Genomic DNA, 11,419 nt, shown 5'->3' on the forward strand with positions numbered 1-11,419 from the left:
TGCATTTTAGCATAGAAATCCTCTTGGAAATCAGTAAACTCTTTGAAAAGAGCACTTGCCTCAGCATCAGCTGCAATCGCTTCTTTTTTTTCTACCAAGGTTTTGTACTCAGGAAGGGCACGGATGCCACGTTCCAACTCATTTGCTAAATCATAAATATTTGTCATTTTATTCTCCTATGCGATCACCACATGATAGTCTGTATTGGCTTCAATAACAGTCTTAGCATGTGAACGATCTTTTTCATTTTTAAAAGTAATTTGAAGGATACCATGAATATCCTCACGATTTTCTTCATTGATACGAAGGTTAACCAAAGACGTTCCTCGCAACAATTCCATAATGCTAAGGATAACGTCCTCACGGTCAGGCACATCCACGAAAATATCGAAGGCACTTTCCACGCCACCCTTTTTGTGAATTTCCATCTCTTTCCGCTTCTTACGACCGTTGTCAAAGAACTCCCAAATGGCATTCTCATCCTCAGCCTTAATCAAGTCAGCCACATGGTCCAAACGTTTTTTGAAATCTTCAATACGATCCAAAACAGCAGGCCCATTAGTCATGAGAATGGAAGCCCACATACCAGGTTCACTCTCAGCAATACGGGTCATATCTCGGAACCCCCCAGCCGCAAAGTGATTGGTCATCTCGTGAGCCTGAGCATAATCGGCGGCCTGCTCCATAAGACCAGAAGCCAAAAGATGTGGAAAATGACTGATTTGGCTAGTTACACGGTCATGTTCAGCAGCGTCAATCTCCACGAAACGTGACTTAAGTCCAGACAAGATATCCTTAAGCTCAGGGATAGTTGTCTCTTTTGTCAGACTTGTCGGTGTGAAAATATAATAGGCATTTTCGAAAAGTGTCACGTCAGCTGCAATAGCCCCTGATTTATGAGAACCAGCCATAGGGTGAGAACCTACAAACTGAACGTTTTTGCCTGTTAGATAACGCTCCGCTGCCTCAACGATCTCAAGCTTGGTTGAACCTGCATCTGTTATGATGACATTATCTTTAAGGTCCAGATCAGCCAACTCCTTCAAGTAGGCCACAGTTTGCTTGATGGGAACTGCTAAGATAATGACATCCGCAAGGGGGGCAAACTCTTTAAAATCACCTGTTGCTCGGTCAACAATCCCGCGTTCTAGTGCAATATTTCGAGAATAGTCAGAGCGATTATATCCAAGAATTTCATAATCAGGGTGATCCCTTTTAATCCCTAAGGCCAGGGAGCCACCAATCAGACCCAATCCTGCAATATAAATAGTTTTTTGACTCATTTCTACTCCCATCTTTTCACTGATGCTGCTTAAAAGTTTTTCACATAGTCACGGTGATGTGCTACCGCTTCTTTCAACTCTTCCAAATTATCAGAAGAGAATTTGTCCAATATTTCATTAGCTATGACAGTAGCAACTACTGATTCCATAACGACACCCGCTGCAGGTAAGGCCGTTGGATCTGAACGCTCAACTGTTGCCTTGTATGGTTCGTGTGTTTCGATATCTACTGACATCAATGGCTTGTAGAGGGTAGGAATGGGTTTCATAACCCCACGGACCACAATCGGTTGCCCGTTGGTCATACCACCTTCGAAGCCACCAAGATTATTAGTGCGACGCGTATAACCATCCTCTTCATTCCAAAGAATCTCGTCCATCACTTGAGAACCCTTGAGATAGCCATCTTTGAATCCAAGACCAAACTCGACTCCTTTGAAGGCATTGATGGAAACAACTGCTTGAGCAATCTTAGCATCAAGTTTGGTATCCCATTGCACATAAGAACCAAGTCCGACAGGAACACCACCAACGACAGTTTCAACAACACCACCGATAGTATCACCCTCTTTTTTGATTTGGTCAATGTAATCTTTAATTTCTTGTTCACGTTCTTGGTTAACCACTGAAATTTCTGACTGTTGGGCCAACTCCTTGATTTGAGCTACCGTCAAATTCTCTGGAACATCAATTTCCTTGCCACCAAAGACAACCACATGGTTAGCAATTTCAATATCAAGCTCAGCCAAGATCCGTTTAGCGACAGCACCTACTGCCACACGCATGGTTGTTTCACGCGCACTAGAACGCTCCAATGAATTACGCAAATCATCAAAACGGTATTTCATACCACCAACCAAGTCAGCATGTCCTGGACGTGGATGGGTGATTTTACGTTTGGTTTTCAAACGATCCTCAATGTCTTCAACAGCCATAATGTCCAACCATTTTTGATGGTCCTTATTGATAACATGAAGGGTGATTGGAGCCCCTGTTGTTTTCCCATGACGAACACCAGAAGTGATTTCAACCTTATCAGATTCAATTTTCATACGGCCACCACGACCATAGCCACCTTGACGTCGTTTCAAATCGCCATTGATATCTTCAGCGCTCAAGGGAAGACCGGCTGGAACACCTTCGATAATTGCTGTTAAACGTGGGCCGTGAGACTCACCTGCTGTTAAATATCTCATTTATTTCTCCAAGTACTCTTTCATTTCAACTAAAGGAATCTGATTGATAGCTGCCTTACCAATCTCTGGAACGATAACTGTCTTAATGCTATTACCACGGGCTTTCTTGTCATGTGTGAGGGCTGTATAGAGCTCATCAACACGCCATGGCTCATAGTCCACTGGCAAACCAAATTTAACACACATCTCAGCAATTTGACGTGTGATTCCTTGAGGCATTAGGCCTTTTTCCTCAGCAACACGGGAAATCTGAACCATTCCAATAGCCACAGCTTCACCATGCATAACTTTACCGTAACCAGCCGTTTGTTCGACGGCATGCCCAATCGTATGACCAAAGTTTAGGTACATACGGACGCCACCTTCAAACTCATCTTCAACCACAATTTTACGCTTAACATTACATGAACGGTAAATGATGGTTTCCGAGTTTTCCAAAATACTATGAACCGAACCATCAATGCTTTCAAGGAGCTGCCAAAGTTCAGGATCGTCAATCAAACCATATTTGACAACCTCACCCATACCTTCAATCAATTCACGTTTACCAAGTGTCTCAAGTACATTAGGATCAATTAAAACCCCATCAGGCTGAGCAAAAGTTCCCACGATATTTTTGGCAAAAGGAGTATTCACACCTGTCTTTCCGCCAATAGATGAATCTACTTGGGCAGTTAGACTGGTTGGAACTTGGAGGAAATGAATCCCACGCATATAGGTTGAAGCGACAAATCCTGCTAAGTCTCCAACAACACCACCACCAAGAGCGATAATACCATCACTACGAGTCATGCCATTCTTAATTAAAAACTCATAAGCCTTGTTAACAGTCCTAAGATTTTTACTCGCTTCACCTTCTAGGAAATCAAAAACGACAACCTCAAAACCTTCGTGCTCCAAGCTAAGCTTAACTTTTTCTGCATATAGGCCTCCCACATGATTGTCTGTAATAAGCGCAATCTTTTGTGGTTCCCAAAGTGACTTGACCCATTGGCCTACCACCTTAAGAGCTCCCTTTTCAATGATAATGTCATAAGGGTTTTGTGTTAAATTTACCTCTAGTTTCATCGTCGTCCCCTCCTAGCTATTGTAAATGTTTTCTAATTCCTGCCAAATAGTATCTGTTGGCATGTTCTCGCCAGTCCATAATTTAAAGGCACCTGCTGCTTGATAAAGTAACATGCCAAGTCCATTCACAGCCTCTATCTCCTGTTTCCTTACCAATGCCAAGAAAGGTGTTTCAAAAGGCTGATAAATGATATCCGCAACTAAGAGTCCCTTAGGAAATCTGGTATCTATAGGAATGGGCAATGACTCACCATCCATCCCCACACTCGTCGCATTGACCAATAAATCGGTCTGACTTAATTCCTCTTGGAAGTGGTCAGCATCCGTTAAATCATGAAATTCCAAGCGACAAGCGGTTTGATCAAGCAAGGTTCTAAAGCTTTCTTTTGCCTTGTCCAAGGATTGGGGTCGAACATAGATACTAACTTTCTTTGCACCATCAAGAACTGCCTGCGTCACAATAGATTTAGCCGCACCACCAGCACCCAAAATCATAATATGAGCATCTTTAGGATTGAAATTCTTTAAACTAGCAAAAAAGCCAAAGCCATCTGTATTATGGCCAATCAAATGACCATCACGATTAACAACCGTATTGACTGCACCAATCAGTTGGGCCGCAGGACTAAGCTCATCCAAAAATGGAATTACCTTTTCCTTATAGGGCATAGACAAGTTGATCCCAAACATATCGTAACGTCTAATATTTTCAACTGTCTCAGCCAGGTCTGACTCTGGAATTTCCCAAGCTACATAAACCCCATTAACTTGTGTCTTTTCGAAGGCTGAATTATGAATGAAAGGAGAAATCGAATGCTTGATAGGATTGGCAACAACAGCTGCTAAGCGTGTATGTCCATCAATCTGCATTCAAAACCTCCCTAATCTTACACATGTCCGCAAGAGCAACTTGTCCCGGTGCGCTGGCATTGTCAAGACTAGCAAAAGTCCATGATGACCCCACCAAGTCGCCCGCCAAACGTGACAAACGACCTAACTTACCCATCGACATGGTTACAAACTCTTGTTCAGGGTTAAAAGCCTTAAAGCCGCGTGTAAAATTCATAAGGTCAAGAACATCCTGCTCATGCTTAGGCATAACAGCTACTTTAACAACTCTTGGCGTCAAGTTAGTCATCTCAGACAAAAGTTCCATAAGGTTTTCAGGCGTCTCCTCAAAGTTATGATAAGACAAAACCAAGTTTGAAAATTCAAGCATCTGGTCAAAGACTTCCTTACGTGTGAAATACTCAAAATCAATATAATCTGGCGAATAGATAGCAGCTACATCCTTAATCAGTGCAACATATTCCGCATCAGTTAACTCAAGCTTCCCACCTTCACGTGTCGTACGAATGGTAAAAACAATCTCAAAGCCTGCGAATTTCTCAAAAATCGCTGGAGCAACTGTTAAGATGCTATGCTTATCTAAAAAATCTGCACGCCATTCAATAATGTCTGCCCCATCAAAACGAGACAGTTCGAGCGCTTGTGCTTCCTCTAAACTAGTCGGCATAATCGGAACTACAATTTTCATTTATTTACCTTTATTGTGTATACTTTCAAATAATTTGATGTTGGATCATTAGGATTGACGGCAAAATCCGCTGGCAATTGTTGCAAGTTAACAAAGTCCGCTGAAACATCTCCCAATCCCTTACGCAGTTGCTTTTTAAACTGTTGCACTGTCATATTAGCTGCATTGGTACTTGCAATAATTGTCCCATGCTCTGATAGAATATCAAGACTCTGCGCAATTAACTTGTGGTAATCCTTATTTGCTGAGAAAGTGCGTTTCTTATTTCGAGCAAAGCTTGGCGGATCGATAACGATAAGGTCATAAGATAAGCCCTTTTTCTTGGCATATTTGAAATAATCAAAAACATCCATCACAACCAAACGATGATTTTCCATACTGAAGCCATTAGCTTCAAAATGAGCCGTGGATAACTCACGTGAACGTTTTGCCAAATCTACCGATGTCGTTTCAACCGCTCCCCCCATGGCTGCAGCAACTGAAAAAGCTGCCGTATAGGAGAACATATTCAAAACTGATTTGCCCAGGGCCAAACCATTAACTAAACCATCACGCACCTCATGCTGGTCAAGAAAAATTCCTGTCATTAGCCCATCGTTTAGGAAAACTTCATAAGTTACCCCATTCTCCAAAATAGTGAAGGTAGCAGCTGCCTCTTGTCCATAAAGATGGTCTGACTCAAAATCAAGACCCTTAAAACGGATTTTTTCATAGCCTCCAAAAACCTCCGGAAAGACCACTTGAAAAGCCTTTACAATAATATCCTTCAAGGAATAAACAAAGGCATTGTACCATGAAAAAAGGGCATAATCGCCATATAAATCAATCGTTAGACCACCAAAATCATCACCATCTTGGTTGAAAAGACGAAAAGCCGTCGTTAAATCATTATCATAATAGGATTGACGTTTGGCCTTTGCCTTCTCAAAAAGCCCCTGAAAATAGGTCACTGTCAATTTTTGTTTTTTAGGGGACAGAAACCAACCAATCCCCTTATTTTGACTCGACAAATAGGCCGTTCCTAAAAATTCTTTGGATTGGCTATAAAGATAAATCAACTGATTGTTTTCAGCTATATTTGGAAAATCTTCTGCTAAAAGAAGCTGTTTTCCTTGTTTGATTTTTTTCTCCGCAAAGGGACTTACCGTCAATATACTCATGTTACTATTATACCAAAAAAATGCTATTATTTCTGTTTCGTAACTAGATTTTGTCAATTATATGTCAAGGAATATGACACTCTATGGCAGTAAATTTTTGAGAGTCATTTTGTTATTTGGTATAATGAATAAGATAATATAGAATCAAAGGAAGTATTACTTTGAAAAAAATAAATGAAGCCTTTTGGAAGGGAGTTTCATCAAGACTTGGATTTGTCCTCTTGTTACTCTTCTTTTACTGGCTAAAAACCATATTCGCTTATTACGTCAACATTAATCTTGAGTTGGAAAGCAGATATCAGGTTATGCTTTCGCTGATTAACCCTATTCCACTGGGATTAATGTTACTAGGCTTAGGACTTTACTTCAAGAAACGCCGTTTCTTTTATAGCATAACGATTGCTATTTATGTCATCCTTAACCTCCTGCTTATTGCTAATGTCATTTACTTTGGAGAGTTTACAGACTTCATCACTGTAAATACCATCCTGGCAAGTTCTAGTTCAGCAGCGGGACTGGGAGACTCAGCTAAGAACCTTCTTGAACCAAGTTATATCTTTTATCTGATTGATATTCCTTTCTTCATCTATGCTGTTTTCAGGAAAAAACTAAAAACGGATAGTAAGCCATTTAATAAACGAGCTAGTTTTGCCGTCACCGCACTGTCGACACTCCTCCTCTCAGTTAACCTATTCCTAGCGGAAGTTAACCGTGGTGAGTTACTGACACGTGGTTTCTCAAACAACTATATTGTTCGTGCTATGGGGCTTCCTTTCTTTACAGCTTATTCCGGTAACTTAACTTATCAAGCTTCACAAGCTCGTTCATCTGCAACAGCAGACGATATGAAAAAGGTTGAAGCTTATGTTAAGGAGCACTATGCAGCACCTGATCCTAAGTACTATGGAATTGCTAAAGGAAGAAACGTTATTGTTATCCACTTGGAGAGTTTCCAACAGTTTCTTATTGATTATAAGCTCCAAGTAGATGGTCAGTCTTATGAGGTAACACCATTCCTCAATTCCATTTACCACTCAAATGAAACCCTAGCCTTTTCAAACTTCTTCCACCAAGTTAAATCAGGAAAAACTTCTGATGCTGAAACCTTGATGGAAACATCACTATTCGGACTAAGCACAGGGTCATACATGGTAAACTACGGTGGTACCAATACAGCCTATGCTGCACCATCTATCCTAGCTCAAACAGGTGGCTATACTTCAGCCGTTTTCCACGGAAACACTGGATCCTTCTGGAACCGTAATAACACCTACAAACAGTGGGGTTATAACTACTTCTTTGACTCATCAGCTTTCACTGAAAAAACCGATGAAAACTCCTTCCAATACGGTCTTAATGACAAGTACATGTTCTCAGATTCCATCAAATATCTGGAACAAATGCAACAACCTTTCTATGTTAAATACCTAACCGTATCTAACCACTACCCATACACTTCTCTGTCAGGTGACGAAAAAGAGCAAGGTTTCCCACTCGCTAACACAAAAGACGAAACAGTTAACGGTTATTTTGCAACAGCCAACTATCTTGACTCTGCAATCAAAGACTTCTTTGATTACCTTAAAGAAACTGGTCTTTATGATAATTCGATTATTGTGATGTATGGTGACCACTACGGTATCTCTGATACGCGAAGTAGTAATCTAGCGGCACTGCTCGGGAAGAACCCTGAGACTTGGTCAAATTATGATAAAGCCATGCTTCAACGTGTTCCTTACATGATTCATATTCCAGGATATACTGGTGGTGGCATCTCTAACACCTTTGGCGGTGAGGTCGATGCCCTTCCAACTCTCCTTCACATTCTTGGTGTTGACACTAGCTCTTATATCCAGATGGGACAAGACCTCCTATCTCCTGATAATAAGCAAACCGTCGCATTTAGGACCTCAGGTCAATATGTTACTCCTCAATACACCAGCTACTCTGGTCGACTCTATAACACTCAAACAGGGGAAGAAATTACCAACCCTGATGAAACGACTAAAAAGGATAACGAAGCCATTCGTAAGGCAGTAGCCACTCAGCTTTCAATGAGTGACGCTGTTCAAACAGGTGACCTCCTTCGTTTCTATACACCAAATGGTTTGAAACCTGTTGATTCCAGCACGATTTCCTACACGAAACAGATGGATCAACTGAAAGAAATCAATAAAAAGCTGAAAGATAAATCAACAAGTCTCTACAAACAAAAAGGCAATAAATCAACAGCTGACCTATTCAAGACACCATCTTACAAGGAATTACATCCTGTTGAACCTGAATCAAGCTCAAACCCAAGTTCAACAGAAGAAAGCTCATCTAGTGGAGAAACTACAACTGCACAAGAATAAGCCTGTCAAGACAGTCCGATTAGGACTGTCTTTTTTAGATTAAATCAACCATATCTCTAACCAACTCTTCAACAATTTGACTCAGACATATTTGTTGCTATTTTTCTCCAAGCATGATTAAATAAGAGTCATAACAAAACTTATATAGGAGACCTGATATGAAACCAATGGAATTATTTAACCAAGTGAAAAAAATGATCGAGAAAAAAGATTTTGAAGCGGCTAAAAAGTTTGTTGAGGAAAACAAAGATAATTTAGGCCAGTACTTCGACCAAGCTAAATCTCTTGTTTCAGGCAACAAAATGGTAAGCAGAGGTTTAGACAAGATTAAGGGCTTATTCTAAGCCTAAACTCCCCCAATCGATAGGATTGAGGGAGTTTTTTAATTCAGATGACTTGTTGAGACTCAGAAATATTATAGTTTGAGATTATACTTGTAAGAAGACAAAAAAAAGAGATTCCCAAGGGAACCTCTTTCCATTCTATATTACTATAGAATTATTTTTTCAAGTTGTAGAATGATTTCAAACCGCGATATTCTGCAACTTCACCAAGTTGGTCTTCGATACGAAGCAATTGGTTGTATTTAGCGATACGGTCAGTACGTGACAATGAACCTGTCTTGATTTGACCAGCGTTAGTTGCAACTGCAATATCAGCGATTGTTGAATCTTCAGTTTCACCTGAACGGTGTGATACTACTGCTGTGTATCCAGCTTCTTTCGCCATTTCGATAGCGTCGAAAGTTTCAGTCAAAGTACCGATTTGGTTAACTTTGATAAGGATTGAGTTAGCAGCGTGTTCTGCAATACCTTTTTCAAGGTAAGCTGTGTTAGTTACGAAGAAGTCGTCACCAACCAATTGAACTTTACCACCAAGACGTTCAGTAAGAGCTTTCCAACCGTCCCAGTCGTTTTCGTCCATACCATCTTCGATAGTGATGATTGGGTATTTGTTAACCAATTCTTCAAGGTAGTCGATTTGTTCTGCAGCAGTACGAACAGCAGCGCCTTCACCTTCAAATTTAGTGTAGTCGTAAACTTTACGTTCTGCATCGTAGAATTCAGATGATGCACAGTCAAATCCGATAAATACGTCTTTACCTGGTACATATCCAGCAGCTTCGATAGCTTTGATGATAGTTTCAACACCATCTTCAGTTCCGTCGAAACGAGGTGCGAAACCACCTTCGTCACCTACGGCTGTTTCAAGTCCACGTTCTTTAAGGATTTTCTTAAGTGCGTGGAAGATTTCAGCACCCCAACGAAGAGCTTCTTTGAATGTTGGTGCACCAGCAGGTACGATCATGAATTCTTGGAAAGCGATTGGAGCGTCTGAGTGAGAACCACCGTTGATGATGTTCATCATTGGAGTTGGAAGAACTTTAGTGTTGAATCCGCCAAGGTAGCTGTAAAGTGGAACTTCAAGGTAGTCAGCAGCTGCGCGTGCTACAGCGATAGACACACCAAGAATAGCGTTGGCACCAAGTTTACCTTTGTTTGGAGTACCGTCAAGAGCGATCATTGCGCGGTCAATACCTTGTTGATCACGTACGTCGAATCCGATGATGTGCTCAGCAATAACGTTGTTTACGTTATCAACTGCTTTTTGAGTACCAAGACCACCGTAACGAGCTTTGTCACCATCACGAAGTTCTACTGCTTCGTGTTCACCAGTTGAAGCTCCTGAAGGAACCATACCGCGACCGAATGCACCAGATTCAGTGTAAACTTCTACTTCAAGTGTTGGGTTACCGCGTGAGTCAAGGACTTCGCGTGCGTAAACATCAGTAATAATTGACATTACAATACTCTCCTTATGAGTTAAAATTTTTTACACCTTTATATTACCATAATATCAAGGCTTAAGCAAATTAAAACCAGAATTTTCTTGCGATTTTCTATTTTTTAATATTTTCAATTATTTTTGAAAATCTCAGAAAAACAAGTAAATGAAAAGTAATTCAAAATATTGTATAATGGTAAATAGAAAAGAGACAGGAGATTCCCTATGACTTCACTTGAAAACAAAGTGCTCCAATGCGCCAGTGGCGAAAAACGCCTGAATCCCGATGAACTTCGTCAGTATTTTGGCACCTATGCAGAACGTGTAGTCCTAGCTGTTCTATTGGAAAATGCTGAAAAGAAAACTGTAATAGAACACTTTCCTCTGATTTTAAAGGAGTTATTAGCAGTTTACCCTAACCTTAGTCTAAAGCTCTCACCTAACCTATCTGATCAAACACAGTTCACCTATATAAAGGACGCTCAAACACTAAGTATTTCTGCAACTATTGTGGATGAAGCAAAAGCACACTCACCCTATGGTATTGTTGTGCATAGTGATAAGGCGGAAAATCCTGATAAGGTACTATTCTCAGAGCTCTATCCTGATATTCTTGCTCCTAAGCAAACTGAGCAAACCGTTGAAAAAAAGGGATTTTTTGCTAAACTATTTGGAAAATAATAACATCTGACCGAAAGTCAGATGTCAGAGCATATGCAAACTATTTTGAAGACATCGTAAACTAGGAAGCTCTAAAAAGAGGGGGATAATCTTATTTTTCGATTGAAGTGAGCATATATCGAGACTTTCTGACCTGATAAGAATGCCTGAAACTTCATCGTTTCAGGCGTTCGGAAGTTTTGAGATTTCAAACTCATAACGTAGTCATGGAACTTTGAAGACAGTCGCTGACGTCTGATATTACCTAAGGGAATTCTCCAAAAAAGACTATCCCTTAAATCTGAGCTGACCTCTGGTCAGCTCAGATTGAAGACAAAGTCCTTGGAACACAAGTTTCCAAGGGCTTTTCTTTGTG

11 protein-coding genes are annotated in these 11,419 nt (G+C 40.6%); 3 read left to right on the plus strand and 8 right to left on the minus strand.

Going from position 1 to position 11,419, the window contains the following annotated elements; translation table 11 throughout:
• From RWZ99_RS07490 to RWZ99_RS07520, 7 genes are all read right to left on the minus strand, one after another.
• The coding region (locus RWZ99_RS07490; RefSeq protein ID WP_314677591.1) for a YlbF family regulator at window positions 1–167 on the minus strand (167 nt) is incomplete at its 3' end.
• 9 nt (window positions 168–176) lie between these two features.
• Window positions 177–1,283: a prephenate dehydrogenase gene (locus tag RWZ99_RS07495; protein ID WP_314677572.1), complete on the minus strand. Its 1,107-nt coding sequence runs from the start codon at window positions 1,281–1,283 to the stop codon at window positions 177–179.
• A 29-nt stretch (window positions 1,284–1,312) separates the two neighbouring features.
• On the minus strand, window positions 1,313–2,479 hold the full coding sequence (gene aroC / locus RWZ99_RS07500) for a chorismate synthase (RefSeq protein WP_314677574.1): 1,167 nt from the start codon (window positions 2,477–2,479) through the stop codon (window positions 1,313–1,315).
• The gene (gene aroB, locus RWZ99_RS07505) at window positions 2,480–3,547 is read right to left on the minus strand and encodes a 3-dehydroquinate synthase (RefSeq protein ID WP_314677576.1); all 1,068 of its coding nucleotides are present in this window, start codon (window positions 3,545–3,547) and stop codon (window positions 2,480–2,482) included. It abuts the gene before it with no gap.
• 12 nt (window positions 3,548–3,559) lie between these two features.
• Window positions 3,560–4,417 (minus strand): shikimate dehydrogenase, encoded by an 858-nt coding sequence (locus RWZ99_RS07510; RefSeq protein WP_314677577.1) that lies wholly within the window; start codon window positions 4,415–4,417, stop codon window positions 3,560–3,562.
• Complete coding sequence (gene aroD / locus RWZ99_RS07515) at window positions 4,407–5,084, minus strand: type I 3-dehydroquinate dehydratase (RefSeq protein ID WP_314677578.1); 678 nt, start codon at window positions 5,082–5,084, stop codon at window positions 4,407–4,409. The genes RWZ99_RS07510 and aroD overlap by 11 nt, the downstream gene beginning before the upstream one ends.
• Window positions 5,081–6,244 carry a class I SAM-dependent rRNA methyltransferase gene (locus RWZ99_RS07520; protein WP_314677581.1) on the minus strand — a complete coding sequence of 388 codons (1,164 nt, stop codon included), beginning with the start codon at window positions 6,242–6,244 and terminating at the stop codon, window positions 5,081–5,083. The genes aroD and RWZ99_RS07520 overlap by 4 nt, the downstream gene beginning before the upstream one ends.
• 161 nt (window positions 6,245–6,405) lie before the next feature.
• Here RWZ99_RS07520 and RWZ99_RS07525 point away from each other — a divergent pair, with 161 nt between their 5' ends.
• The gene (locus tag RWZ99_RS07525; RefSeq protein ID WP_314677585.1) at window positions 6,406–8,598 is read left to right on the plus strand and encodes an LTA synthase family protein; all 2,193 of its coding nucleotides are present in this window, start codon (window positions 6,406–6,408) and stop codon (window positions 8,596–8,598) included.
• A gap of 158 nt (window positions 8,599–8,756) precedes the next feature.
• Window positions 8,757–8,942: a hypothetical protein gene (locus RWZ99_RS07530; protein WP_314677587.1), complete on the plus strand. Its 186-nt coding sequence runs from the start codon at window positions 8,757–8,759 to the stop codon at window positions 8,940–8,942.
• A gap of 154 nt (window positions 8,943–9,096) precedes the next feature.
• Here the strand turns inward: RWZ99_RS07530 and eno are convergent, their stop codons facing one another.
• Window positions 9,097–10,401: a surface-displayed alpha-enolase gene (eno, locus tag RWZ99_RS07535; RefSeq protein WP_002886048.1), complete on the minus strand. Its 1,305-nt coding sequence runs from the start codon at window positions 10,399–10,401 to the stop codon at window positions 9,097–9,099.
• A 207-nt stretch (window positions 10,402–10,608) separates the two neighbouring features.
• Here eno and RWZ99_RS07540 point away from each other — a divergent pair, with 207 nt between their 5' ends.
• Window positions 10,609–11,064: a YueI family protein gene (locus RWZ99_RS07540; protein WP_314677590.1), complete on the plus strand. Its 456-nt coding sequence runs from the start codon at window positions 10,609–10,611 to the stop codon at window positions 11,062–11,064.
• Window positions 11,065–11,419 lie beyond the last annotated feature (355 nt).

The organism is uncultured Streptococcus sp. (assembly GCF_963545685.1).
In the GTDB taxonomy this organism is placed as follows: Bacteria; Bacillota; Bacilli; order Lactobacillales; family Streptococcaceae; genus Streptococcus.

Excerpts from the sequence above, each read along its gene's own strand:
- RWZ99_RS07495 (WP_314677572.1), bottom strand. The coding sequence starts at position 1,283 with ATGAGTCAAAAAACTATTTATATTGCAGGATTGGGTCTGATTGGTGGC.
- aroC (WP_314677574.1), bottom strand. The coding sequence starts at position 2,479 with ATGAGATATTTAACAGCAGGTGAGTCTCACGGCCCACGTTTAACAGCA.
- aroB (WP_314677576.1), bottom strand. The coding sequence starts at position 3,547 with ATGAAACTAGAGGTAAATTTAACACAAAACCCTTATGACATTATCATT.
- RWZ99_RS07510 (WP_314677577.1), bottom strand. The coding sequence starts at position 4,417 with ATGCAGATTGATGGACATACACGCTTAGCAGCTGTTGTTGCCAATCCT.
- aroD (WP_314677578.1), bottom strand. The coding sequence starts at position 5,084 with ATGAAAATTGTAGTTCCGATTATGCCGACTAGTTTAGAGGAAGCACAA.
- RWZ99_RS07520 (WP_314677581.1), bottom strand. The coding sequence starts at position 6,244 with ATGAGTATATTGACGGTAAGTCCCTTTGCGGAGAAAAAAATCAAACAA.
- RWZ99_RS07530 (WP_314677587.1), top strand. The coding sequence starts at position 8,757 with ATGAAACCAATGGAATTATTTAACCAAGTGAAAAAAATGATCGAGAAA.
- eno (WP_002886048.1), bottom strand. The coding sequence starts at position 10,401 with ATGTCAATTATTACTGATGTTTACGCACGCGAAGTCCTTGACTCACGC.
- RWZ99_RS07540 (WP_314677590.1), top strand. The coding sequence starts at position 10,609 with ATGACTTCACTTGAAAACAAAGTGCTCCAATGCGCCAGTGGCGAAAAA.